Genomic DNA, 22,844 nt, shown 5'->3' on the forward strand with positions numbered 1-22,844 from the left:
GGCGAGTGACTCGCGGCCGATTCGGACGCCACGACGGCGCAGCCGGCTGGGCTGGCGGCCACAACACCCGACGCTGCTCGACGACCTCAAGGCCGGGCACGACTTCGAGCAGTGAGTTACTCGGGCACCTCGCGCACCGCACCCTTGTCGGCCGACAACGCCATCGCGGCGTAGGCGCGCAGGGCCGGCGACACGACACGCTCGCGGTTCTTGGGCCGGTAGCCGCCGGAGGCCAGCAGTGCCGCGCGGCGGCGTTCGAGTTCGGCGTCGTCGACGTCCACCACGATGGTGCGGTCCGGGATGTCGATCGTGATGAGGTCGCCGTCCTGCACCAGGGCGATGGTGCCGCCGGCGGCCGCCTCGGGGGAGACGTGCCCGATCGACAGGCCCGACGTGCCACCTGAGAACCGGCCGTCGGTGATCAGGGCGCACTGCGCGCCGAGTCCGCGACCCTTCAAGAACGCTGTGGGATAGAGCATCTCCTGCATGCCGGGGCCGCCCTTGGGGCCCTCGTACCGGACCACGACCACATCGCCGGCCTTCACGCGCTTCGACAGGATCGCGTCCACGGCGTCCTCCTGGGACTCGACCACGACGGCCGGCCCCGAGAACTTCCAGATGGACTCGTCCACACCGGCGGTCTTGACGATGCACCCGTCGACCGACAGGTTGCCGCGCAGCACGGCCAGGCCGCCGTCCTCGGAGTAGGCGTGCTTGACGTCGCGGATGCAACCCTGCTCGGCGTCGGTGTCGAGGGTGTCCCAGCGCTCGGACTGTGAGAACGCCGATGCCGACCGCACGCAGCCCGGGGCGGCGTGGAACAGTTCGACGGCTTCGGCGCTCGGGGAGCCGCTGCGAATGTCCCACTCGCGCAGCCACTGCGCCATCGACCCGGAGTGCACGGTGTGCACGGTCTCGTGCAGGTGGCCACCCCGCCACAGCTCACCGAGGATCGCGGGGATGCCGCCGGCGCGGTGCACGTCCTCCATCAGGTAGTGCCCGTTGGGCGCCACCTTGCACAGGCACGGGATCACCCGACTGCGCTTCTCGATGTCCTCGAGCGTGTAGTCCAGTTCGGCTTCGCGCGCGGCGGCCAGCAGGTGCAGCACGGTGTTGGTGCTTCCACCCATCGCGATGTCCAGCGCCATGGCGTTGTCGAAGGCGTCCCGGGTCGCGATGGCGCGCGGCAGGACGCTTGCGTCGTCCTGCTCGTAGTAGCGGCGGCACAGGTCCATCACGGTGCTGCCCGCGTTCTCGTAGAGCGCGCGCCGTGCGGTGTGCGTGGCCAGCGTGGATCCGTTGCCCGGCAACGCCAGCCCCAGCGCCTCGGTCAGGCAGTTCATCGAGTTCGCGGTGAACATGCCCGAACACGACCCGCAGGTCGGGCACGCCGCCTCCTCGATGCGGCTGATGTCGTCGTCGGACACCTCGGAGTTGACCGCGTCGGCGATCGCCGTCACCAGGTTCAGGCGCGTGCGCACCGTGCCGTCGACCAGCACGGCCGTGCCGCCCTCCATGGGCCCGCCGGAGACGAACACCGTCGGGATGTTGAGCCGCAGCGCGGCCATCAGCATGCCGGGCGTGATCTTGTCGCAGTTGGAGATGCACACCATGGCGTCAGCGCAGTGCGCGTTGACCATGTACTCGACCGAGTCGGCGATCAGTTCGCGGCTGGGCAGCGAGTAGAGCATGCCGCCGTGGCCCATCGCGATGCCGTCGTCGACGGCGATGGTGTTGAACTCGCGGGGGACACCGCCGGCGGCCGTGATCGCCTCGGAGACGATCCGGCCGACGGGCTGCAGATGCGTGTGGCCCGGCACGAATTCGGTGAAGCTGTTGGCCACCGCGATGATCGGCTTGCCGATGTCGGCGTTGGCCACACCCGCCGCGCGCAGCAGAGACCGCGCTCCCGCCATGTTCCGACCGTGCGTGACCGTACGCGACCTCAATTCAGGCATGACGACTACTCTCTCAGGTGCTGCCCGCCATCCGGAAGTCGGCGCTGATGCTAGTAGTGGCAGTAATACCCTTAAGCGGTTATGGACAAGCGGACGCAGCAGCGAGTGGTGCTCGGGGAGTTCCTCCGCGTGCGCCGCGAGGCCGCGCCGCGCGCGGAGCTCGGGATGCCGGAGGTTCCGCGCCGCCGCACCAGTGGGCTGCGCCGCGAAGAGGTCGCCGTCCTGTCCGGAGTGAGCGTGACCTGGTACACCTGGCTCGAACAGGGCCGTGACATCAACCCGTCCAAGCAAGTGCTCGACGCGGTGGCCCGCGCGCTGCGACTCTCACCCGCCGAACACGACTACGTGCTGGCCCTCGGCGGCCACCGCGGGGAGGGGGCGAGTCACGCGGGTCAGGCCGGCGGACCGCCGCCGCCACACATCCAGCGCTTCCTGGACGCCCTGCACGGTTACCCCGCCTTCGCGCTCGGGCCGGACTGGAGCATCGCGGCCTGGAACACCGCGTACGCCGCGCTGTACCCCAACATCGAGATCACCGCACCGGCCGACCGCAACCTGCTCTGGCTGGTGTTCATGGATCCGGCGATCCGGGACCTGTTGCCCGACTGGGACATCGACAGCGGCCGCTTCCTCGCCGAGTTCCGCGCCGAAGCCGGGCCACGGGTCGGTGAGCGGTCCTACACCGAACTCATCGACCGACTGCTGTCGTCCAGTGCGCATTTCCGGGCCGGCTGGGAAGCGGGCAGTGTGGAGCGCTTTGTATCGCGGGAGCGCCGGTTTTTCCACGAGGCCGTCGGGGAACTCCTGCTTGAGCACCATCAACTCGAACCCGCCGACGTACCGGAGATTCAGATCGTGGCCTACCTCCCCGTGCCCGGCAGCGGCGCCGCCGAACGCCTCGCGGAGTTGATCGCGCGCGCCCGAAGCGACTCCGGATGACCGAGGCGCACGAGGAGATCGACGCGCACGTCCGCGTTTACGGCTCGCGGGTGCACAACCTGCGAGGTGTCGACGTCTCGGCGCCGCGCAACGCGTTCGTGGTGTTCACCGGGGTGTCGGGGTCGGGGAAGTCCTCGCTGGCGTTCGGCACCATCTACGCCGAAGCCCAGCGGCGCTACTTCGAGTCCGTCGCGCCGTACGCCCGCAGGCTGCTGCTGCCCGACGACGCGCCCAAGGTCGACGACATCACGGGCCTGCCGCCCGCCGTCGCGCTGCAGCAACGCCGCGGCACCGCGACGTCGCGGTCCACGGTCGGCACCGTCACCACGCTGTCGAACCTGCTGCGGATGCTGTTCTCGCGCGCAGGCACCTATCCGGCCGGCGCGACCGTGCGCCTGGACTCCGACGCGTTCTCGTCGAACACCAGCGTCGGCGCGTGCCCAGAATGTCACGGGCTGGGCCGCATCCACCGGGTCACCGAGGACACCCTGGTGCCAGATCCGTCGCTGACCATCCGGGAGGGGGCCGTCGCGGCCTGGCCCGGCGCGTGGCAGGGGCAGAACCTGCGCGACATCCTCATCACGCTGGGCTACGACATCGACAAGCCGTGGCACAAAATGCCCAAGCGGCAGAGGAATTGGATCCTGTTCACCGACGAGCAGCCCACCGTCGAGATCGACCCGTCCCAGCACCCGGTGACCGCCGACTACTACTACAACGGCACGTTCTCCAGCGCCGAACGTCACGTCCGGCACACGCTGGCCAACTCGCAGAGCGCGACGATGCGCCGCCGGGTCCTGCAGTACGTCGACAGCGTCGACTGCCCCGAATGCCGCGGTTCCGGATTGCGACCGGAGGCGCTCGCGGTCACCTTCGCGGGCCACACGATCGCCGACATGGTCGCCATGCCGCTGACGGAACTGTCCGAGACCCTGGGCCCGGCGGCCACCCGCACCGAGTTCGAGGCCGCCTACGAGTCCCTGGAGTCCGGTGAGCACACCGAGGTGGCCACCATGATCGCGGCCGACCTGGTGGCCCGGATCGGCGTGCTGATCGACCTGGGCCTGGGCTACCTGAGCCTGCACCGGCGCACGCCGACGGTGTCCCCGGGTGAACTGCAGCGGCTTCGGCTCGCTACCCAGTTGCGGGCCGGGCTGTTCGGCGTCCTCTACGTGCTCGACGAGCCCTCGGCGGGGCTGCACCCGGCCGACGCCGAACCGCTGCTGGCGGTCCTGGACAAGCTGCGCGGCGCCGGCAACTCGCTGTTCGTGGTCGAACACGACATGGACGTCGTGCGCCGCGCCGACTGGGTGGTCGACGTCGGGCCCGGTGCCGGCGAACTCGGCGGTGAGGTGCTCTACAGCGGGCCCGTGGCCGGGCTCGCCGGTGTTGAGGCGTCCATCACCCGCCGGCATCTGTTCGCCGACGGCGCGGCTGCCACCCGGTCCCCGCGGGCATCGACCGAAATGCTTCGGCTGCAGCACATCTCATTCCACAATCTGCGCGATGTCAGCGTCGAGCTGCCGTTGGGGACGTTCATCGCGGTCACCGGCGTCTCAGGTTCGGGGAAGTCGACGCTGGTCTGCAAGGTGCTCGGTGACGTGGTGGCCCGGCACCTCGGTGGCCGCGCCGCCGACACCGCCGATGCCGACGCCGAACCCGACGGCGAACTGCTCGACATCGACGCTGACGCCAGCGTGGGTGTGACGGTCGAGGGCGTCGAGACCATCAGCCGCCTGGTGATCGTGGATCAGAAACCGATCGGCCGCACCCCGCGGTCGAACCTGGCGACCTACACGGGCCTGTTCGACGCGGTGCGCAAGGCGTTCGCCGACACCCCCGCGGCGCGTCGACGCGGTTGGAGCGCAGGACGATTCTCGTTCAACGTCGCCGAGGGCCGCTGTGAGACCTGTGCGGGTGAAGGCTTCGTGGCCGTCGAGTTGTTGTTCCTGCCCGGCACCTACGCGACTTGTCCGACCTGCGCCGGCGCCCGGTACTCCGAGGAGACGCTGAAGGTGCGCTATCGCGACCACACGATCGCCGACGTGCTGGCGATGACGGTCGAGGAGGCCCACGGCTTTCTGGCTGACATCCCCAGCGCGGCACGGAGTCTGACGACGCTGCGGGAGGTGGGCCTGGGGTATCTGCGTCTCGGGCAGCCCGCCACCGAACTGTCCGGTGGAGAAGCGCAGCGCATCAAACTGGCCACCGAACTGCAGCGAGCCCGGCGGGGGCACACCCTCTACGTGCTCGACGAACCGACCACCGGACTGCACCCGGCCGATGTCGAGCAGTTGGAACGACAGCTGCACCGCCTGGTCGACGCCGGAAACACCGTCGTGGTGGCCGAACACGATATGGGTGTGGTGGCTGGGGCTGATCTCGTGATCGATCTCGGCCCGGGAGGCGGAGATGCCGGCGGCCGGGTGGTGGCCACCGGCACGCCGGGGGAGGTGGCCGCAGCCAAGGGGAGCCGCACTGCGCCCTACTTGGCTGCGTGCCTGGGACATCAGGCCTCACGCCATCAGGCGTAACCCAGCGCGGTGTTCTCGGCGCGGATCCGGATGTTGAGCACCAGGGCATTGCCGATCGTGAAGACGATCGCGGTCAGCCATGCCGAGTGCACCAACGGCAGTGCGATCACCTCCGCGGTGACGGCGGTGTAGTTGGGATGGTGCAGCCAGCGGTACGGACCGCGTTGCACCAGTTGCGCATTCGGGATCACGATGAGCCGCGGATTCCAGTGCTTGCCCAGCGTGGCCACACACCACCAGCGCAGGACCGTGCTCGCCGCGACCACGGCCAGCATCGGCCAACCCAGCCACGGGACGAAGGGGCGGTGCAGCACCGCGACCTCCAGCACGCAGGCCACCAGCAGCAGGGTGTGCATGGCCACCATCACCGGATAGTGGCCCTGCCCGAACTCCCGGCCGCCGTGGTCGAACGACCAACGGCTGTTGCGCCGCGAGACCGCGAGTTCGACCAGTCGTTCGGCTCCGACGGCCAGGATGAACAGGTAGTAGAACATGTCGCCCCCTACCAGCTCAGCAGCAGCAGTTCGAAGCTGAACCCGGGCCCCATCGCCAGCATCACGCCGAGGCTGCCCGGGGGCGGCGGATCGGCGATGGTCCGGCGCAGCACGTCGAGCACCGAGGCCGACGAGATGTTGCCGTTCTCCCGCATGGACTCCGTGCTGTGCGCCAGGGCGTCCAGCGGGAGACCGACCGCCGAGGCGATCGAGTCGATCACCTTCGGGCCGCCGGGATGACACACCCACGTCGCGATGTCGTCGGTGGTCAGCCCGTGCTCGGCCAGGAAGCTGTCAACCTCGTCGCCGAGGAACTTGTCGGCCATCTTCGGGACGTCGCGCGTCATCACGAGCTGGAATCCGGACGAACTGACGTTCCAACCCATGACGTCGACGGTGTCGGGGAACAGCCGGCTTCGCGTGGCCAGCACGCGCGGATCGGCCTGCACACCAGGGTGCGACGGCACGCGGTCGGCGCCGGTGGCGACCACCGCGGCGGCGCCGTCACCGAACAGGCACACCCCGATGAGCGCGGGGATCGAGGTGTCGTCGCGCTGCAGCGTCAGCGAGCACAGCTCCACCGACAGCAGCAGGGCCACGTGGTTGGGGTAACCGCGCAGGTAGTCGTGCATGCGCGACATCCCGGCCGCGCCGGCGACACAGCCGAGCCCGAACAGCGGGATGCGCTTGACGTCCGGTCGCAGCCCGACCCGGGACGCGACCCTCGCGTCGATGGTCGGGACGGCCACGCCGGTGCTCGACACCGTGATGATGGCGTCGACTTCGTCGGCCCCGAGGTGGGCGGCGTCCAGGGCCCTGCGGATGGCCTGTTCACCGAGGTCGGTGGCGACTTCGAGGTAGGCGGTGTTGGCCTCGGTGAACCCGGACAGCTTGGGATAGCGGCTCAGCGGCAGCGCCAGACTGCGGGTGTCGACCCCGGCGGTCTGGGCGAAGCGCATGAATTCCGGGCCACCCATGGTGGTGAGTTCTTGGGCGACCTCGTCCTGCTTGTAGCGGTGCGACGTGAAGGCCACCGCGGTGCCCGCGATGCGGGGTGCGCCACTGCGGTGGTGGGCGATTGGATCGGTCAGCGGGAAATGCGTTGTATCGGTCATAGCGCTCAAACGTACGGAGTAAATACGCCATTTCAAGTGCTGGAATGGGTGACAAACTCCATTGTGAAAAAGTGCATTCGCCGGAATAAACAGACATTCTGTGAATCTGTGAATCGCCTGTTCAGGATGCCTAAATAAGTCCAGTTCGAGGTGCGCTAAACGCATAAATACTGTGGCCGTTCCCGGGAACTTCCTGTGCAGGCGCTGTGCAATAATCGCCGCGTTTAAACGGCGCGATTGTACGATCGGAAAAAGTCTGAGACTGGGAATTCGATCCCGACTGCCTGCCGATCGGCTGGCAACCGGCGGTGAAGAGAATGAGGTGAAGAGAGTGTCCGAGGGGGGACTTGAACCCCCACGCCCGTTAATAGGGCACTAGCACCTCAAGCTAGCGCGTCTGCCATTCCGCCACTCGGACCTGCTCGCCCTGCCGCGTCTCCGCGGTGGGGCGCCTAAGGCTAACGGATCATGCCTCGTTGGCCCAAACCCGACCCCCGGGGGTGCGACGCACGCTGGTAGTAATGGGAACTGTGACCCACTCCGTGCGCGCCGTCGACGAGGTGGTCGGCCTCGTCAGCAGCCTGATCCGGTTCGACACCTCCAACACCGGGGAACTCGAAACCACCAAGGGGGAGGCCGATTGCGCGCGGTGGGTGATGGCCCAGCTTGAAGAGGTCGGGTACTCCTGCGAGTACGTCGAATCGGGCGCACCGGGGCGGGCCAACGTGTTCGCCCGCCTTGCGGGCGCCGATCGCGACCGTGGCGCACTGCTGGTGCACGGACACCTCGATGTCGTGCCGGCCGAGGCCGCCGACTGGAGCGTGCACCCGTTCTCGGGCGCGGTCGAAGGCGGCTACGTGTGGGGCCGCGGCGCGATCGACATGAAGAACATGGTCGGAATGATGATCGCGGTCGCCCGGCAGTTCAAACGAGCCGGAATCGTGCCATCCCGAGACATCGTGTTCGCCTTCGTCGCCGACGAGGAGGCGGGCGGCAAGTACGGCTGCCGGTGGCTGGTGGAACACCGGCCCGACCTCTTCGAGGGCGTCACCGAGGCGATCGGGGAGGTCGGCGGTTACTCGCTGACCGTCCCGCGGCGCGACGGCGGCGAGCGCAGGCTGTACCTCATCGAGACCGCCGAGAAGGGCATGATGTGGATGCGGCTGACCGCGCGGGCCCGGGCCGGGCACGGCTCGATGGTGCACCAGGACAACGCCGTCACCGTTCTGGCCGAGGCCGTGGCGAAGCTCGGGCGGCACCGCTTCCCGATCGTCCTGAGCCCCGCCGTCGAGGAGTTCCTGACCGCGGTCGCTGAGGAGACCGGATACACCTTCGATCCCGATTCACCCGACATCGACGGCGCCATCGCCAAACTCGGGTCGATCTCCCGGATCATCGGCGCCACCCTGCGGGACACGGCCAACCCGACCATGCTCAAGGCCGGCTACAAGGCCAACGTCATCCCTGCCACCGCCGAGGCCGTGTTCGACTGCCGGGTGCTGCCGGGCAGGCAGGCGGCGTTCGAGCGTGAGGTCGACGAGATCATCGGGCCCGACGTCACGCGCGAGTGGATCACCGAGTTGCCCTCGTATGAGACCAGTTTCGACGGTGACCTGGTGGACGCCATGAACGCCGCGCTGTTGGCCGTCGACCCCGAGGCGCGCACCGTGCCCTACATGCTGTCGGCGGGCACCGACGCAAAGCACTTTGCGCGCTTGGGAATTCGCTGCTTCGGTTTCATCCCGCTGCGGTTGCCGCCCGAACTCGACTTCACCGCGCTTTTCCATGGCGTCGACGAGCGGGTCCCCGTCGAGGCCCTGGAGTTCGGCGCGCAAGTTCTCGAGCACTTCCTGACCCACTGCTAGACCGATCGCACCTCCCCCGAAAGGAACACCAGCATGGCCTTCGACTACAACCCCTACGACTTCCTGCCGAAGCTGCCCAGCTTCACCCTCACCTCGACGTCGTTCTCCGACGGGCAGCCCTGGGGCAACGACCAGGTCAGCGGTCTGATGGGGGCCGGGGGATCCGACGTCTCCCCGCAGCTCAGCTGGTCGGGCTTCCCCGAGGAGACCCGCAGCTTCGCCGTCACGGTCTACGACCCGGACGCCCCGACCGGATCGGGCTTCTGGCACTGGGCGGTGGCCAACCTGCCCGGGACGGTCACCGAACTTCCGGCCGGCATCGGCGACGGCAGCGAACTGCCCGGCGATGCCCTGACCCTGGCCAACGACGCGGGCCTGCGGCGCTTCGTGGGTGCGGCCCCGCCGGCCGGCCACGGATTCCACCGCTACTTCGTCGCGGTGCACGCGCTGCAGGTCGAGAAGCTCGAGATCGACGGGACGGCGACGCCGGCCTACCTCGGCTTCAACCTGTTCATGAACGCGATCGCGCGCGCCGTCATCCACGGCACCTACGAACAGCACTGATTTCTCGCGAGCGCCCTGGGGTCCCCCGCGTGCAGGGGCGTCTGTACGCGACCCGCCGAGGTTCTGCGTACAAACCCGGGCGCTCGCCGTCTCCTGGCACCGCTGAAGGACAGGTGTGCCGTGGCGACGAGCTGCGCGCAGTGCGCGACTGCCCTGCGCATAGCCACGCGGTTCTGCGACAAGCCCGCGTGACACCGTAGGGCTACGCCGGACACATCGCGCAGGCGCGACCGATGGGGTGACGCGGGCGTCAAATCAACGTCGGCCCAGTGTGTTCCGTTCACACCATGACCACTGGGGCGCATGACCAGGACACCGAGCGGCCGCCTTCGTACGTCCGGCGGCGGCGTGTTTTGTACAAACACGGGCGGTCGCCGGGATGGGGCGATACCGTAGCCGGGATGGTCGATGAGGTCTTGCGGGAACGGCGGCTGGCGGTGATTCGCGAGCACATGGAGACCGAGGTCACCAAGGAGTTCGACCGCACGCTGGCGACCTTCAACGGCCACCCGCGCTACGAGATCATGGCCACCGGGCAGGTCTTCGACGGCGACGACGAGGTCATGGGCTACTACCTGACCACCCGCACCGCGTTCCCCGACCAGCGCCACGAGAACGCGCGCTTCCACGTCGCCGACGACGCCGTGATCGTCGAATTCGACCTGCTGGGCACCAACCTGGGCGAGTTCTACGGTTTGCCCCCGACAGGGAAGTCGTTTCGGGTGCCGATCATCGCGGTGTTCTTCTTCGAGGGGGAGGGAATCATCAACGAGCGCATCTACTTCGACTCGGCGAGCCTGGTCTCCCAGATCGGCCGCGCCGAACTGCTGTCCTCCGCGGCGGGGGACTCCGGGGGATGAAGGTCCACCACCTCAACTGCGGCACCATGCACGCCCCCGGAAGTATGTTCGTGTGTCATGTGCTCCTGATCGAAGCCGGCACCGGCCTGGTTCTGGTCGACACCGGGTACGGCCTGCTCGACTGCGCCGATCCGCGCCGCATCGGCCCACTGCGGCACCTGCTTCGCCCGGCGCTGCGCGTCGAGGAGACCGCGGCCCACCAGATCGAACAGCTGGGTTTCCACCGCGAGGACGTGCGGCACATCGTCACAACGCATTTCGACTTCGACCACATCGGCGGGCTCGCGGACTTCCCGCACGCGCAGGTGCATGTGACGGCGGCCGAAGTGCAGGGCGCCGTGTCGGCGCCCACGCGGTCCGAAAGGTTCCGGTATCGCAGCTGCCAGTGGGCGCACGACCCGAAGCTCGTCGAATACTCACCCGACGGCGTAGCCTGGCGTGGATTCACCGCGGCCCGCGAACTGACCGACATCGCACCCGGCATCGTGTTGATCTCATTGCCCGGTCACACCCGCGGGCACGCGGGCATCGCGGTCGATGCGGGGGAGCGCTGGATCCTGCACTGCGGCGACGCTTTCTACCTGCGCGGCGCCGTCGACGGGCGGACCCCCGTGCCCACTAGCGTGACCGCCTCGGCGATGGTGAGCGCATTCAATTACCGGCAGATGCGGGCCAACCGGGAACGCCTGGCCGAACTGCATCAGCGCGGTGAACCCGACCTGCTGATGGTCAGCGCACACGATCCGGTGCTGCTGACCCGTGCGCAGCGTGGCCAGGCAACCGACAGCTAGGACCGGGAGGCCGAACCCACGGCGTCGCTCAGCGAGGCGAACCCGCCATCACGCAACCGCGCTGCGATGCCGTCGTGAATGTGCTTGGCCCACATGCCGCCGCCGTAGATGAAGCCGGTGTAGCCCTGCAGAAGCGTCGCACCCGCCGTGATGCGCTCCCAGGCGTCGTCGGCCGTCTCGATGCCGCCGACACTGATCAGCACCAGCTTGTCGCCCACCCGGCCATACAGTCGGCGCAGGATCTCCAAAGACCGTTGCGCGACAGGTGGGCCCGAGACTCCGCCCGCACCCAACGCGGTGACGTCGGGGGTGCGCAGACCCTCGCGGGAGATCGTGGTGTTGGTCGCCACGATGCCGGCCAACCCCAATTCGACCGCCAGATCCGCGATGTCGTCGACGTCGGAGTCCGAGAGGTCCGGTGCGATCTTGACCAGGACGGGCGTGGTGGTCTCGTCGAGCACCGCGGCCAGGATGGGACGTAGCGATTCGACGGCCTGCAGATCACGCAGCCCCGGCGTGTTGGGCGAACTGACGTTCACCACCACGTAGCTGGCCAGCGGCCCCAGAAGCCGTGCGCTGGTGCGGTAGTCGTCGGCCGCTCGTTCGGGGGGCGTGACCTTGGTCTTGCCGATGTTCACGCCGATCGGGACGTCCGCTTGATGCCGGGCCAACTGCAGCGCGAGTTCACCGGCGCCGTGGTTGTTGAAGCCCATGCGGTTGAGCAGGCCCCGGTCCTGCGGCAGCCGGAACAGTCGCGGCGCAGGGTTGCCCGGTTGAGCCTGCGCGGTGACGGTGCCCACCTCGGCGTAGCCGAATCCCAGCGCGCCCCAGGCGTTCAGCCCGTGCCCGTCCTTGTCGAAGCCGGCGGCCAATCCCAGCGGGCCGGGAAATCGCACGCCGAAGACCGTGCTGGCCAGGATCGGGTCGCTGGGGGCCAGCAGTCGGCGAAGTCGGCGGCGGGCCGGGCCCGCGGCCGTCGCGGCGCGCAGGGCCGCGAACGCGACGGTGTGGATGCGCTCGGCGGGAATGAGGAACAGTCCGCGGCGCAGCGTGTTGTACATCACAGCTCCGGTAGGTCGCCCGCATACGGATTCAGTACACGGGATTTCTTGCGTCGCAGCAGCACTCGCCGCGACCCGTCGGTGTAGAGCCGCACCTTGGTCAGCTCCCAGCCCCGGTACTCCGCCTCGATGGACAGCCGGGTGGACGCCGTCAGCCGCGTGACATCGGGGGGCAGCCGCAGCGGAATCCATTCGTACTCGTCGGCCAGGTCATGGTCCCAACCGAGAGGCATACGGCTGCGCGAGGCCCGCGCACCGCCTGCCGCACTCATCGGGTGCCTGACGCCCGCGCGATGATCTGCACCCCGGCACCGGAACCCGACACCACGTACAGGGTGTCGGTGTCGGCGTCGTAGCCGAGGTTGTTCGGTTGCTGCACGGTGGGGTGACGCACCTTCTCCACGGGGATTCCAGTCGACAGATCGTAACCAATCACCGTGTTGGACGCGGTCTGTGACACCCAGGCGAGCCCGTCGGACCCCGCGAGGCCGTACGGCGCCGCCGACACCGGGAACCGCTGACGCATGATCAGCGGGTCGGCGCTGAACACGAGCAGTTCGTCGCCGCGCGTGTCGGTCACCAGCACCCGCCCCGCGTCGTCGACGACGATCGTCGTGGCACCCTCACCGGCGCGCAGCGACTGGGCGGCGTTGCCCTCGGCATCCATCGCGGTGACAGAGGTCTGCCCGCGATCCAGGACCACCGTCGTATTGTCTTTGCTGACAAGGGAATCCACGCGCGCAAAAATCTTCGACCGGTGGCTCACGGTGGCAGGACTGTTCGCGGCATCGGCGTCGGCCAGAATGACCACCGCGCCGTCGGCCGTCCCCAGCACGATCCGCCCGTCGCCGCGCCGCGTGATCGCGGTGAAATCGGTGTCCGCCTCGTCGCTCACTTCGACCCGCGTCGTGTTGCCCGAGTCGATCTCGACGACCAGGTACCCGCCCCGGGTCGACAGGTACGCCAAACCCGCGCCGTCGGTCGTCAACGCGGTGGCCGGTGCCGGCAGGCCCATGGTGCGCGGGGCACCGCCGCCTGCGGGCACCACCACGAGGCTTGCGGCGTCCTCGGGTCGCGGGCCCGGGACCAACACCAGCAGCGCCGCCGACGCGGTGTCGAACGTCGCCGCGGTCGGGGTGCCTGCGAGGGGACGGATCACGCCGGCCGGGGCGGTCACCGCGGGCGGCGACTGGGCGGGCGTGGCGGCCGGGATGGTCGGCGGTGTCGAGTCGATGACGTCCGAGGAGCACGCCGTGCCGCTGACAAGCAGCAGCGCGGCGCTCGCGGTGGCCAGCGTGTGGCGCACCCATCGGGGGGACTGGAGAGCATTCACTGCCTGAGACTGTATCGGGAAGTGCAGCCCGGCCTGCCGAGCCTGGCGGTATCTTCGCCCCCATGGCACTGGCCGACAATCGCAACGCCGCGGAGGCCGAACTGGTCTTCGAGGACATCTCGACCGGAATCCATGCCAGTGGATTCGGTTCGCTGCCGGGCGGACGGACCTTCGCGTTCGGCGTCGTCGACCGTCAACACCTGGTCATCGAGGTGTATCGGCGGTCCATGGTGGGCCCGGTCCCGGACGCCGACGACGTCGTGGCCACCGCGGTCCGCAGCTGCCGCGGCATCGACCTCGCCGACGAACGCAGCCTCACCGCCACGGTGCGTGACGCGATCGCCACCGCCGCGCCCGGCACGCGCCTGCCCACCGTGGGGTGAGGAGGCAAACACAGGTACGGTCATCGGCGTGGATGTGGCGGCGATGTCCTGGCTGCAGGTCGTGGTGCTGTCCGTGGTGCAGGGGCTGACGGAGTTTCTCCCGATCTCCTCGTCGGGTCATCTGGCGATCACCTCGCGACTGTTCTTCTCCGAGGATGCCGGAGCGTCGTTCACTGCGGTGTCGCAGTTGGGCACCGAGGCGGCTGTTCTGGTGTTCTTCGCCAAGGACATCGTGCGGATCGTGCGTGCATGGTTCGCGGGCCTGTTCGACCGCGAACGCCGCGACGTCGACTACCGCATGGGGTGGTTCGTGATCATCGGCACGATCCCCATCTGCGTGCTGGGCCTGCTGTTCAAGGACGTGATCCGCTCGGGCGCCCGCAATCTGTGGATCGTCGCGACCGCGTTGATCGTGTTCGCGCTGGTGATCGCCGCGGCCGAGTACTTCGGCAGGCAGACCCGGCATGCCGAGCAGTTGACGTTCCGCGACGCCGTCATCGTCGGTTTCGCGCAGTGCCTGGCCCTGATCCCGGGGGTGTCCCGGTCCGGGGCGACCATCAGCGCGGGCCTGTTCCTGGGCATCGACCGTGAACTGGCGGCCCGGTTCGGGTTCCTGCTGGCGATTCCGGCCGTGCTCGCCTCGGGACTGTTCTCACTGCCGGATGCGTTCGAACCGGTCAAAGAGGGTATGAGCGCCACCGGCCCGCAGCTGCTGGTGTCGGTCGTGATCGCGTTCGCCGTCGGGCTGGCCGCGATCGCATGGCTGCTGCGATTCCTGGTCAGCCACAGCATGTACTGGTTCGTCGGGTACCGCATCGCGCTCGGTGTGATCGTGATGATCCTGTTGGGGACTGGAGTGATGAGCGCAACATGACGGTGATCCTGGTCCGGCACGGCCGGTCCACCTCCAACACCGCCCACACCCTGGCGGGTCGGTCCGCGGGCGTCGACCTCGACGACAAGGGCCGCGCACAGGCCCAAGAACTCGTCGACAGGCTGGCCGGGCTGCCGATCAAGGCCCTGGTGCGCTCACCGCTGCTGCGCTGCGAACGCACCCTGGAACCGTTGGCCGCCGCGCTCGGCCTGACACCGGTGGTGGACGAGCGCATCGTCGAGGTCGACTACGGAGCCTGGACCGGGCGGCCGCTGGGCGAACTGTTCAAGGAACCGCTGTGGTCGGTGGTGCAGCAGCAGCCCAGCGCGGCGATCTTCCCGGACGGCGAGGGGCTGGCCGACGTGCAGGCCCGTGCGGTCGCCGCGGTGCGCGAACACGATCGCAGGCTGGCCGAACAGAACGACGGCGCCGACGTGCTGTGGGTCGCGTGCAGCCACGGAGACGTGATCAAGGCCATCGTGGCCGATGCGCTGGGCCTGCACCTCGACGGATTCCAGCGCATCACCGCCGATCCCGCCTCGTGCAGCGTGATCAAGTACACCGCGATGCGGCCCTTTGTCGTCCACGTCAACCACACCGGTCCCGCGCTGGCCAGTGCACTGAGCGCGCCACCCACCCCCGACCACGACGGGTCCGCGCCATCGGCCGGTGACGCCGTCGTCGGCGGTTCGACGGACTGAAACCACCGGCGGCTCGGCAGCCGTCCGGGGTTTCCCGGTATTTTGGAGGGGCCATGGCCCGCGCAATTCATGTCTTCCGCACGCCCGACCGCTTCGTGGCCGGGACTGTCGGCCAGCCCGGAAACCGAACCTTCTATCTGCAGGCCGTGCACGACTCGCGCGTGGTGTCGGTGGTGTTGGAGAAGCAGCAGGTGGCCGTGCTCGCCGAGCGCATCGGCGCACTCCTGGTCGAGGTGAACCGCAGATTCGGCACCCCGCTGCCGCCCGAGACCACCGACGTCGAGGATCTCAGCCCGTTGATCACGCCGGTCGACGCCGAGTTCCGGGTCGGCACCATGGGCCTGGGCTGGGACTCCGAGGCGCAGACCGTGGTGGTCGAACTGCTCGCGGTGTCCGAAACCGAGTTCGACGCGTCGGTCGTGCTCGATGACGCCGAGGACGGCCCCGACGCGGTGCGGGTGTTCCTGACTCCGGAGTCGGCCCGGCAGTTCGCCAACCGGTCGAACCGCGTCATCTCGGCGGGGCGTCCGCCGTGCCCGCTGTGCGAGGAGCCCCTGGATCCCGAGGGGCACATCTGTGTGCGCACCAACGGTTACCTGCGTACCGAGGTGTTCGGTTCCGACGATGACGCGGCGGAATGACGCCGTGCGCTGACGCCGCCGCGGCAGAACAGGTCCTGCGCAGCGGTGAGCTGACGGTGCTGGGTCGGATTCGCTCGGCGAGCAACGCCACGTTCCTGTGTGAGGCCGAACTCGACTCCGTCACCGTGCACTGCGTGTACAAACCGGTGGCGGGGGAGCAGCCGCTGTGGGACTTCCCGGACGGCACCCTGGCCGGCCGCGAGTACGCCACCCACCTGATCTCGGCGGCATTGGGATGGGACATCGTGCCGCACACCATCATTCGCGAGGGCCCCGCCGGGTCCGGCATGGTGCAGCGCTGGATCGACCAGCCCGACCCCGACGCCGCGCTGGGGCCGGATCTGGTCGACCTGTGCCCGGCCGGCACCGTGCCCGGCGGTTATCTGCCCGTGCTGCGCGCCTACGACTACGCCGGCGACGAGGTCATGCTCATCCACGCCGACGATCCGCGGCTGGTCCGAATGGCGGTCTTCGACATCCTGGTGAACAACGCCGACCGCAAGGGCGGGCACATCCTGCACGGTGTCGACGGCCGTGTCTACGGGGTGGATCACGGGCTGTGCCTGCACCGCGAGGACAAGCTGCGCACAGTGCTGTGGGGCTGGGCGGGTAAACCCGTCGACGACGAACTGCTCGGCGCCGTGGGGGTCCTGCTCGACGCGCTGGACGGTGAACTCGGTGACCAGCTCGCCGAACACGTGACGCGCGGCGAGGTCCGCGCACTCTCCGAGCGGGTCCAGGGGATGCTCGACGATCCGGTGATGCCCAGCCCCGATCGGCGCCGGCCGATTCCCTGGCCGGCGTTCTAGGGAGCCGGCTTCCAGGTCAGGATGCCGCCGTCGGCCTTGAGTGACAGGTGCAGGCGGTCGTCCTGGAACAGATACCCCGCGACATTCGAGAGGGCCGTGGCGACCTCCTGGTCCAGCGAGGGCTGCGGACACAGCATCATCGTGGTGGCGATGGGACCGAAGCTGACCGACCCGGAGCCGTCCGCGCTGGGCTCGACCGTGTAGCCGCCGTTGCCGCGGTTGCAGTCGAGCTGGAAGAAGGCCTTGTCGTCGGTGCCGAATTCGACCGTGAACTTGGTGGGGTCCGGCACCGCGGTGCTGCCCTGTTCGTCGTCGGAGGATTCGATCGTCACGAGCTGCCAGGAAGTGCCGGCCAGGGTGCGCTCCTCATGGGCCGACGAACAACCCGCCAGAATCGCGGCCAAAGAAAGGAAGACTGCGGCGCCGCGGCGCGTTGTACGCATGTGCCGAATTTAGCGTCAGCCGCGCGTCTCTCTCAGCCCCACCCGCTGCCGACCGAGCCCATCGCGGATACTGGCACAGTGAGTGCGGCCGCCGACAGCATGGAACAGACTGATGCCGCACTGGCCGCTGACCTGGCTGTCGAGGCCGGAAAGCTGCTCGTGGCGATGCGCGACGAGGTCGGCTACGACTACCCCTGGATGCTCGGCGACGAGGGGGATGCGCGGGCCAATCGGCTGCTGTTGCAGCGCCTGGCCACCCACCGTCCCGACGACGCGGTGCTCTCCGAGGAGTCACCCGACAACCTGGCGCGGCTGAAGTCGGACCGGGTCTGGATCATCGACCCCGTCGACGGCACGCATGAGTACGCGACGCCGTACCGCAAGGACTGGGCCGTGCACATCGCGCTGTGGCAGCGCGTCGGAGGACCCGACGGCCGGATCACCGACGCCGCGGTGTCGCTGCCAGCCCACGGTGAGGTGTACCGCTCCGACACCGTGGTGGCGGGGTCCCGCCGCGACCCGAACGCGCCCATCCGCATCACCGCGAGCTCCAACCGGCCGCCGCGGGTCCTGTACCGCATGGCCGAGACGCTCGACTTCGAACTCGTGCGGATCGGCTCGGCAGGTGCCAAGGCGATGGCTGTGGTGCGCGGTGACGTCGACGCCTACATCCACGCCGGAGGGCAGTGGGAATGGGACTCTGCCGCACCCGCGGGTGTGGTGCTGGCGGCCGGCATGCACGCCTCCCGGCTGGACGGGTCCCCGATGATCTACAACCGTCCGGATCCCTATCTGCCGGACCTGCTGATGTGTCGCCCGGAACTCGCCGACGTACTGCTCGAGGCGATCAGGTCGGCCAGTTGATGACGCACAACTCGCCCCGCCTAGAGTCTTCCTCCATGCAGTCGTGGAGTGCCGCAGCCGTTCCGGAGTTGCCCGGGCGGTCCCCGCAGTTGCGTCTGTACGACAGCGCCGATCGACAGGTGCGTCCGGTCGCGGCGGGAGACGTCGCCAAGATGTACGTGTGCGGCATCACACCCTATGACGCAACCCATCTCGGCCATGCCGCCACCTATCTGACGTTCGATCTGGTCTACCGGGTGTGGCTGGATTCCGGTCATCAGGTGCACTACGTGCAGAACATCACCGACGTCGACGACCCGCTGTTCGAACGCGCGGCGCGCGACGGCGTGGACTGGCGCGACCTGGGGGCGCGCGAGATCCAGCTGTTCCGTGAGGATATGAGCGCGCTGCGGGTGCTGCCGCCGCACGACTACGTGGCCGCCACCGACGCCATCGGCGAGGTCATCGAACTCGTGGAGAAGATGCTGGTCTCCGGCGCGGCCTACGTCGTCGACGATCCGCAGTATCCGGACGTCTATTTCCGGGCTGACGCCACAACCCAATTCGGCTACGAGTCGGGCTATGACCACAACCTGATGCGGGAACTGTTCGCCGAGCGCGGGGGAGACCCCGACCGCCCCGGCAAGGCCGATCCGCTGGATGCGCTGGTCTGGCGCGCCGAACGCCCGGACGAGCCGAGTTGGCCGTCGCCGTTCGGCCCGGGCCGGCCCGGTTGGCACGTGGAGTGCGCCGCGATCGCGCTGACCCGCCTGGGCATGGGGCTCGACGTGCAGGGCGGCGGCAGCGACCTGATCTTCCCGCACCACGAGTTCTCCGCGGCGCACGCCGAATCCGTCACCGCGCAACGCCGTTTTGCCCGGCACTACGTGCACGCCGGAATGATCGGCTGGGACGGCCACAAGATGTCCAAGAGTCGCGGCAATCTGGTGCTGGTGTCCAAGCTGCGTGCCGAGGGCGTCGAACCCGCCGCGATCCGCCTCGGTCTGTTCGCCGGGCACTACCGCAGTGACCGGCATTGGAGCCCGCAGGTGCTCGCCGACGCGCAGGCGCGGTTGGAGCGCTGGCGCGCCGCGACGTCGCTGGCCGCCGCGCCCGATGCCACCGATCTGCTTGCGCGGGCGCGCGCTTACCTGGCCGACGATCTGGACACTCCGAAAGTCCTTGCGGCCCTTGATGGATGGTCGGCGGATGCCCTCGAGTACGGCGGTCACGACGAGGATGCGCCCGCCCTGGTGCGCACTGCCGTCGACGCGTTGTTGGGGGTCGCACTCTGACCTTCGCGTAGGTTCGGGTCATGAGGAGACTCGCCGTCGCGTTGGTCGCGTTGTTGCTCACGTCCTGTGCCACGACCGACAGGCCCACTGAGACCTCGAGCGCGCCGCCGCCCCCTGCCGAGGCCTCGGTCAGCCCGGAGCAGGCGCGTGAGATCGCCAAGGACGCCTACGTCTACGGCTTTCCGATGGTGGACAACTACCGCGTCCAGTACGCGTACTTCGTCGACAAGGACAACCCGGAGTACAAGGGCGGCTGGAACCAGATCCACAACGCCGCCCGGGTCTACACGCCCGAGGACACCGCGATTCAGACCCCCAACTCCGATACGCCGTATTCGATGCTCGGGGCGGACTTGCGCACCGAACCGCTGGTGCTGACCGTGCCGCCGATCGATCAGGACCGGTACTACTCCCTGCAGTTCATCGACGGCTACACCTACAACTTCGCCTACGTCGGAAGCCGCACCACGGGCAACGGCGGTGGCCGGTACCTGCTCGTGGGGCCCAACTGGCAGGGCGAGAAACCGGACGGCATCAACGAGATCATCCGCAGCGACACCGAGTTGGCCTTCGTGCTGTACCGCACTCAGCTGTTCGGGCCCGACGATCTGGACAACGTCAAGCGGATCCAGGCCGGCTACCAGGTGACACCGCTGTCGGTGCACCTCAACCAGCCGTCACCGCCCGCCGCGCCGCCCATCGACTTCGTCCCGCCGCTGTCGCGCGAGCAGCAGCGCACCTCGCCGCAGTTCTTCGACATCCTCAACTTCACAATGAAATTCGCTCCGACGCTGCCCGACGAGGCCGCGGTGCGGGAGCGGTTCGAGGACATCGGGGTGGGCGCCGGTCGCACCTTCGACGCCGAATCGCTGAGCCCCGAGACACGGACGGCGATCGAGGCGGGGATGGCCGACGCGTGGGCCGAACTCGACGCGCTGAAGAAGGACAAGATCGACACCGGGGAAGTCGGGTCGGCGGACTTCTTCGGCACGCGGAAAGACCTCAAGGACAATTACCTGTATCGCATGGCGGGCGCGGCGCTGGGCATCTACGGCAACACCGCGGCCGAGGCCGTCTATCCGAACTTCGCCAACGACTCCACGGGCGCGCCGCTGACCGGGGCCAACAAGTACGTCTACCGGTTCGCGCCGGGGCAGCTGCCGCCGGTCAACGCGTTCTGGTCGCTGACCCTCTACGAGATGCCGCAGAGCCTGCTCTCGGACAACCCGATCGACCGCTACTTGATCAACTCGGCGATGCTGCCCGACCTGGTCAAGGACCCCGACGGGGGCTACACGCTGTACGTGCAGCACGACCCGCCCGGGCAGGACAGGATGGCCAACTGGCTGCCCGCGCCGGAGGGGCCGTTCGCGCTGGTCATGAGGCTGTACTGGCCTAAGCCGGACGCTCTCGACGGACAGTGGCAGGCGCCCCAACCAGAGAAGGTCTAGCCATGGCACCGACCACGCGCGCGGACCTCGTGCTCTCCGGGGGTGGGGTCAAGGGAATTGGGCTGGTCGGTGCCGTCGCGGCACTTGTGGACGGCGGTCACCTGCCGCAACGCATCTCCGGCACGTCGGCTGGCGCCCTCGTCGGTGCGGTGCTGGCCGCCGCGGTGCACGCCAAACGGGTCGACGCGGACGAACTCAAGAGCATCGCGATGCGGATCGACTACCGCGCACTGCTCGACCCCGGGTTGGTGGAGCGGATCCCCATCCTGGGTCCGGTCTGGGGTGTTGCCTCGGGCGGCGGGGTCTACCGGGGTGAGGCCCTGCGTGACTGGGTCGCCGAGCAACTGGCCGACTATCGCGTGACGACCTTCGCCGATCTGCGGATCGCCGACCGCAGCCTGCCGCCCGAGCAGCGGTACCGGTTGGTCGTCACGGTCGCCGATGTGACGCTGGGCCAGTTGGTCCGGCTGCCATGGGACTACCAGCGGGTCTACGGGCTGGACCCCGATCGTCAGTTGGTGGCCGACGCCGTCCGCGCCTCGACGGCCATCCCGTTCTTCTATCGGCCGGTGACGCTGACGCACGCCGACGGGACGACGTCGACCCTGGTCGACGGCGGATTGTTGTCGAACTTCCCGATCGACTCGCTGGATCGGGTCGACGGGAAGGTGCCGCGCTGGCCGACGTTCGGGGTGACGCTGCTGCCGAACCTGCCCGCCGAGAATGCCCAGGTCATCCCCGCACTTCGGCCACTGCGCGCCCTCGGTGCGCCGACGCTGCTGGAGCAGGTGGTGACCACGATGCTCGTCGGGCGTGATCAGGCGCATCTCAACCAGCCGTGGGTGAGTGCGCGGACCATCCGGGTCGACACCACCGACGTCGGCGTCCTCGACTTCGATCTGTCCGACGCCGACAAGCTCGCGCTGTACGACAAGGGTGTCGCCGCGGGCCGCGACTTCCTGGCGACGTGGGATTTCGACGCCTACACCAGCAGGTTCCGTCAGCCCCTGAACCCAGGCCCGCGGCGGCGCAGGTAGCGCTCGAACTCCGCGGCCAGCGCGTCACCGTCGATCTTGCCCAGCGCCTCGTTCATGTCGACCTCGGCGTCGCCGCGCTGCTCCAGGGACGCCACGTACTCGGCGATCTCCTCGTCGTCGGCCGTCATCTCGGTGACCGCCTGCTCCCACTCCTCGGCCTGCAGGGGCAGGTCGGCCAGCGGCACCTCGATGTCGAGGACGTCCTCCACGCGGCGCAGCAGCGCCACGGTGGCCTTCGGGTTGGGCGGCTGGGACACGTAGTGCGGGACGGCGGCCCAGAACGTCACCGCGGGGATGCCCGCGGCCACACAGGCGTCCTGGAAGACGCCCGCGATGCCGGTCGGCCCCTCGTAACGGGTCTCCTCGAGGCCGAAGTACTTGGCTGAATCCGACGAATAGGCGGCCCCGGACACCGGCACGGGGCGGGTGTGCGGCGTGTCGGCCAGCAGCGCACCGAGGATCACCACGGTGTCGACGTCGAGTTTCTCGGCGATCGACAGCAGTTCGGCGCAGAAACTGCGCCACCGCATGTTGGGTTCCACCCCGTGCATCAGCACGATGTCGCGGTCGCCGCCGGGCGGACGGCAGTGCGAGATCCGCATGGACGGCCACACCAGTTCGCGGGTGACACCGTCAACCTGCCGGATCACCGGCCGATTCACCTGGTAGTCGTAGTAGCTCTCATCATCGATCTCGACGATCGTCGAGGCCTCCCAGATGGCATCCAGGTGCTCCAACGCGTCACTGGCCGCATCACCGGCGTCGTTCCAGCCCTCGAACGCGGCCACGATGATCGTGTTGTGGAGTTCGGGCAGATCTGCTCTGCGGGAATCCGACGGGGTCACTGATCCAG

General features: G+C 68.6%; 23 protein-coding genes and 1 tRNA gene. 15 read left to right on the plus strand and 9 right to left on the minus strand.

Annotation, left to right across the window (positions count from 1 at the left end; all coding sequences use genetic code 11):
* Window positions 1-116: 116 nt before the first annotated feature.
* Window positions 117-1,958: a dihydroxy-acid dehydratase gene (gene ilvD / locus G6N34_RS09135; RefSeq protein WP_085155567.1), complete on the minus strand. Its 1,842-nt coding sequence runs from the start codon at window positions 1,956-1,958 to the stop codon at window positions 117-119.
* Window positions 1,959-2,039: 81 nt separating this feature from the next.
* Here ilvD and G6N34_RS09140 point away from each other — a divergent pair, with 81 nt between their 5' ends.
* A complete protein-coding gene (locus G6N34_RS09140; RefSeq protein WP_085155565.1) occupies window positions 2,040-2,897 on the plus strand; it encodes a helix-turn-helix transcriptional regulator in 858 nt (285 codons plus the stop codon).
* Complete coding sequence (locus G6N34_RS09145) at window positions 2,894-5,431, plus strand: excinuclease ABC subunit UvrA (protein ID WP_085155563.1); 2,538 nt, start codon at window positions 2,894-2,896, stop codon at window positions 5,429-5,431. Before G6N34_RS09140 ends, G6N34_RS09145 begins: the two co-directional genes overlap by 4 nt.
* Here the strand turns inward: G6N34_RS09145 and G6N34_RS09150 are convergent.
* The 3 genes from G6N34_RS09150 to G6N34_RS09160 all read right to left on the minus strand — a co-directional run bounded on the left by G6N34_RS09150 (window position 5,422) and on the right by G6N34_RS09160 (window position 7,458).
* Window positions 5,422-5,925: an isoprenylcysteine carboxyl methyltransferase family protein gene (locus tag G6N34_RS09150; protein WP_085155561.1), complete on the minus strand. Its 504-nt coding sequence runs from the start codon at window positions 5,923-5,925 to the stop codon at window positions 5,422-5,424. The two genes, G6N34_RS09145 and G6N34_RS09150, sit on opposite strands and share 10 nt — an antisense overlap.
* A gap of 8 nt (window positions 5,926-5,933) precedes the next feature.
* Complete coding sequence (locus G6N34_RS09155; protein WP_085155559.1) at window positions 5,934-7,040, minus strand: type III polyketide synthase; 1,107 nt, start codon at window positions 7,038-7,040, stop codon at window positions 5,934-5,936.
* Window positions 7,041-7,372: 332 nt separating this feature from the next.
* A tRNA-Leu gene (locus G6N34_RS09160) sits at window positions 7,373-7,458 on the minus strand.
* Window positions 7,459-7,561: 103 nt separating this feature from the next.
* Here G6N34_RS09160 and G6N34_RS09165 point away from each other — a divergent pair.
* From G6N34_RS09165 to G6N34_RS09180, 4 genes are all read left to right on the plus strand, one after another.
* Window positions 7,562-8,905 carry a M20/M25/M40 family metallo-hydrolase gene (locus tag G6N34_RS09165; RefSeq protein WP_085155557.1) on the plus strand — a complete coding sequence of 448 codons (1,344 nt, stop codon included), beginning with the start codon at window positions 7,562-7,564 and terminating at the stop codon, window positions 8,903-8,905.
* 33 nt (window positions 8,906-8,938) lie between these two features.
* Complete coding sequence (locus G6N34_RS09170; protein ID WP_085155555.1) at window positions 8,939-9,469, plus strand: YbhB/YbcL family Raf kinase inhibitor-like protein; 531 nt, start codon at window positions 8,939-8,941, stop codon at window positions 9,467-9,469.
* 401 nt (window positions 9,470-9,870) lie between these two features.
* On the plus strand, window positions 9,871-10,329 hold the full coding sequence (locus G6N34_RS09175) for an ester cyclase (RefSeq protein WP_085155553.1): 459 nt from the start codon (window positions 9,871-9,873) through the stop codon (window positions 10,327-10,329).
* Window positions 10,326-11,120 (plus strand): MBL fold metallo-hydrolase, encoded by a 795-nt coding sequence (locus G6N34_RS09180; RefSeq protein ID WP_085155551.1) that lies wholly within the window; start codon window positions 10,326-10,328, stop codon window positions 11,118-11,120. Before G6N34_RS09175 ends, G6N34_RS09180 begins: the two co-directional genes overlap by 4 nt.
* Here the strand turns inward: G6N34_RS09180 and G6N34_RS09185 are convergent.
* The 3 genes from G6N34_RS09185 to G6N34_RS09195 are packed head-to-tail and all read right to left on the minus strand — an operon-like array spanning window position 11,117 to window position 13,454.
* A complete protein-coding gene (locus tag G6N34_RS09185; protein ID WP_085155549.1) occupies window positions 11,117-12,181 on the minus strand; it encodes a quinone-dependent dihydroorotate dehydrogenase in 1,065 nt (354 codons plus the stop codon). The genes G6N34_RS09180 and G6N34_RS09185 overlap by 4 nt on opposite strands.
* Window positions 12,181-12,453 carry a DUF5703 family protein gene (locus G6N34_RS09190; protein WP_085155547.1) on the minus strand — a complete coding sequence of 91 codons (273 nt, stop codon included), beginning with the start codon at window positions 12,451-12,453 and terminating at the stop codon, window positions 12,181-12,183. The genes G6N34_RS09185 and G6N34_RS09190 overlap by 1 nt, the downstream gene beginning before the upstream one ends.
* Window positions 12,450-13,454, minus strand: a complete 1,005-nt coding sequence (locus G6N34_RS09195) for a YncE family protein (protein ID WP_234813075.1) — start codon at window positions 13,452-13,454, stop codon at window positions 12,450-12,452. Before G6N34_RS09195 ends, G6N34_RS09190 begins: the two co-directional genes overlap by 4 nt.
* 122 nt (window positions 13,455-13,576) lie before the next feature.
* Between G6N34_RS09195 and G6N34_RS09200 the strand changes: the two genes are divergently transcribed.
* From G6N34_RS09200 to G6N34_RS09220, 5 genes are read left to right on the plus strand one after another with little or no spacing between them, the layout of a single operon-like run.
* On the plus strand, window positions 13,577-13,897 hold the full coding sequence (locus G6N34_RS09200) for a hypothetical protein (protein ID WP_085155543.1): 321 nt from the start codon (window positions 13,577-13,579) through the stop codon (window positions 13,895-13,897).
* Window positions 13,898-13,940: 43 nt separating this feature from the next.
* Window positions 13,941-14,771 carry an undecaprenyl-diphosphate phosphatase gene (locus G6N34_RS09205; RefSeq protein WP_085155640.1) on the plus strand — a complete coding sequence of 277 codons (831 nt, stop codon included), beginning with the start codon at window positions 13,941-13,943 and terminating at the stop codon, window positions 14,769-14,771.
* Entirely contained in the window at window positions 14,768-15,472 is a 705-nt protein-coding gene (locus G6N34_RS09210) for a histidine phosphatase family protein (RefSeq protein ID WP_085155541.1), read from the plus strand. The genes G6N34_RS09205 and G6N34_RS09210 overlap by 4 nt, the downstream gene beginning before the upstream one ends.
* Before the next feature lie 53 nt (window positions 15,473-15,525).
* The gene (locus G6N34_RS09215) at window positions 15,526-16,113 is read left to right on the plus strand and encodes an Rv2134c family protein (protein ID WP_085155539.1); all 588 of its coding nucleotides are present in this window, start codon (window positions 15,526-15,528) and stop codon (window positions 16,111-16,113) included.
* The gene (locus tag G6N34_RS09220) at window positions 16,110-16,922 is read left to right on the plus strand and encodes an Rv2133c family protein (RefSeq protein WP_085155537.1); all 813 of its coding nucleotides are present in this window, start codon (window positions 16,110-16,112) and stop codon (window positions 16,920-16,922) included. Before G6N34_RS09215 ends, G6N34_RS09220 begins: the two co-directional genes overlap by 4 nt.
* On the opposite strand, the gene G6N34_RS09225 is transcribed toward G6N34_RS09220, so the two are convergent.
* Window positions 16,919-17,365: an META domain-containing protein gene (locus tag G6N34_RS09225; protein ID WP_085155535.1), complete on the minus strand. Its 447-nt coding sequence runs from the start codon at window positions 17,363-17,365 to the stop codon at window positions 16,919-16,921. The two genes, G6N34_RS09220 and G6N34_RS09225, sit on opposite strands and share 4 nt — an antisense overlap.
* A gap of 99 nt (window positions 17,366-17,464) precedes the next feature.
* On the opposite strand from G6N34_RS09225, the gene G6N34_RS09230 reads away from it, so the two are divergent.
* Genes G6N34_RS09230 through G6N34_RS09245 form a run of 4 tightly spaced genes read left to right on the plus strand, consistent with a single transcriptional unit; the run spans window position 17,465 to window position 21,991 of the window.
* Window positions 17,465-18,229, plus strand: a complete 765-nt coding sequence (locus G6N34_RS09230; protein WP_085155638.1) for a 3'(2'),5'-bisphosphate nucleotidase CysQ — start codon at window positions 17,465-17,467, stop codon at window positions 18,227-18,229.
* A 35-nt stretch (window positions 18,230-18,264) separates the two neighbouring features.
* The gene (gene mshC / locus G6N34_RS09235) at window positions 18,265-19,503 is read left to right on the plus strand and encodes a cysteine--1-D-myo-inosityl 2-amino-2-deoxy-alpha-D-glucopyranoside ligase (protein ID WP_085155533.1); all 1,239 of its coding nucleotides are present in this window, start codon (window positions 18,265-18,267) and stop codon (window positions 19,501-19,503) included.
* Window positions 19,504-19,523: 20 nt separating this feature from the next.
* Complete coding sequence (locus tag G6N34_RS09240) at window positions 19,524-20,954, plus strand: DUF1254 domain-containing protein (protein ID WP_085155531.1); 1,431 nt, start codon at window positions 19,524-19,526, stop codon at window positions 20,952-20,954.
* Window positions 20,955-20,956: 2 nt separating this feature from the next.
* Window positions 20,957-21,991, plus strand: coding sequence for a patatin-like phospholipase family protein (locus G6N34_RS09245; RefSeq protein ID WP_085155529.1), 1,035 nt, complete (start codon window positions 20,957-20,959; stop codon window positions 21,989-21,991).
* Here G6N34_RS09245 and G6N34_RS09250 read toward each other — a convergent pair.
* The gene (locus tag G6N34_RS09250; protein WP_085155527.1) at window positions 21,955-22,836 is read right to left on the minus strand and encodes a PAC2 family protein; all 882 of its coding nucleotides are present in this window, start codon (window positions 22,834-22,836) and stop codon (window positions 21,955-21,957) included. The genes G6N34_RS09245 and G6N34_RS09250 overlap by 37 nt on opposite strands.
* Window positions 22,837-22,844 lie beyond the last annotated feature (8 nt).

Source organism: Mycolicibacterium confluentis (assembly GCF_010729895.1).
GTDB lineage: Bacteria > Actinomycetota > Actinomycetes > Mycobacteriales > Mycobacteriaceae > Mycobacterium > Mycobacterium confluentis.

Excerpts from the sequence above, each read along its gene's own strand:
- ilvD (WP_085155567.1), bottom strand. The coding sequence starts at position 1,958 with ATGCCTGAATTGAGGTCGCGTACGGTCACGCACGGTCGGAACATGGCG.
- G6N34_RS09140 (WP_085155565.1), top strand. The coding sequence starts at position 2,040 with ATGGACAAGCGGACGCAGCAGCGAGTGGTGCTCGGGGAGTTCCTCCGC.
- G6N34_RS09145 (WP_085155563.1), top strand. The coding sequence starts at position 2,894 with ATGACCGAGGCGCACGAGGAGATCGACGCGCACGTCCGCGTTTACGGC.
- G6N34_RS09150 (WP_085155561.1), bottom strand. The coding sequence starts at position 5,925 with ATGTTCTACTACCTGTTCATCCTGGCCGTCGGAGCCGAACGACTGGTC.
- G6N34_RS09155 (WP_085155559.1), bottom strand. The coding sequence starts at position 7,040 with ATGACCGATACAACGCATTTCCCGCTGACCGATCCAATCGCCCACCAC.
- G6N34_RS09165 (WP_085155557.1), top strand. The coding sequence starts at position 7,562 with ATGGGAACTGTGACCCACTCCGTGCGCGCCGTCGACGAGGTGGTCGGC.
- G6N34_RS09170 (WP_085155555.1), top strand. The coding sequence starts at position 8,939 with ATGGCCTTCGACTACAACCCCTACGACTTCCTGCCGAAGCTGCCCAGC.
- G6N34_RS09175 (WP_085155553.1), top strand. The coding sequence starts at position 9,871 with ATGGTCGATGAGGTCTTGCGGGAACGGCGGCTGGCGGTGATTCGCGAG.
- G6N34_RS09180 (WP_085155551.1), top strand. The coding sequence starts at position 10,326 with ATGAAGGTCCACCACCTCAACTGCGGCACCATGCACGCCCCCGGAAGT.
- G6N34_RS09185 (WP_085155549.1), bottom strand. The coding sequence starts at position 12,181 with ATGTACAACACGCTGCGCCGCGGACTGTTCCTCATTCCCGCCGAGCGC.
- G6N34_RS09190 (WP_085155547.1), bottom strand. The coding sequence starts at position 12,453 with ATGAGTGCGGCAGGCGGTGCGCGGGCCTCGCGCAGCCGTATGCCTCTC.
- G6N34_RS09200 (WP_085155543.1), top strand. The coding sequence starts at position 13,577 with ATGGCACTGGCCGACAATCGCAACGCCGCGGAGGCCGAACTGGTCTTC.
- G6N34_RS09205 (WP_085155640.1), top strand. The coding sequence starts at position 13,941 with ATGTCCTGGCTGCAGGTCGTGGTGCTGTCCGTGGTGCAGGGGCTGACG.
- G6N34_RS09210 (WP_085155541.1), top strand. The coding sequence starts at position 14,768 with ATGACGGTGATCCTGGTCCGGCACGGCCGGTCCACCTCCAACACCGCC.
- G6N34_RS09215 (WP_085155539.1), top strand. The coding sequence starts at position 15,526 with ATGGCCCGCGCAATTCATGTCTTCCGCACGCCCGACCGCTTCGTGGCC.
- G6N34_RS09220 (WP_085155537.1), top strand. The coding sequence starts at position 16,110 with ATGACGCCGTGCGCTGACGCCGCCGCGGCAGAACAGGTCCTGCGCAGC.
- G6N34_RS09225 (WP_085155535.1), bottom strand. The coding sequence starts at position 17,365 with ATGCGTACAACGCGCCGCGGCGCCGCAGTCTTCCTTTCTTTGGCCGCG.
- G6N34_RS09230 (WP_085155638.1), top strand. The coding sequence starts at position 17,465 with ATGGAACAGACTGATGCCGCACTGGCCGCTGACCTGGCTGTCGAGGCC.
- mshC (WP_085155533.1), top strand. The coding sequence starts at position 18,265 with ATGCAGTCGTGGAGTGCCGCAGCCGTTCCGGAGTTGCCCGGGCGGTCC.
- G6N34_RS09240 (WP_085155531.1), top strand. The coding sequence starts at position 19,524 with ATGAGGAGACTCGCCGTCGCGTTGGTCGCGTTGTTGCTCACGTCCTGT.
- G6N34_RS09245 (WP_085155529.1), top strand. The coding sequence starts at position 20,957 with ATGGCACCGACCACGCGCGCGGACCTCGTGCTCTCCGGGGGTGGGGTC.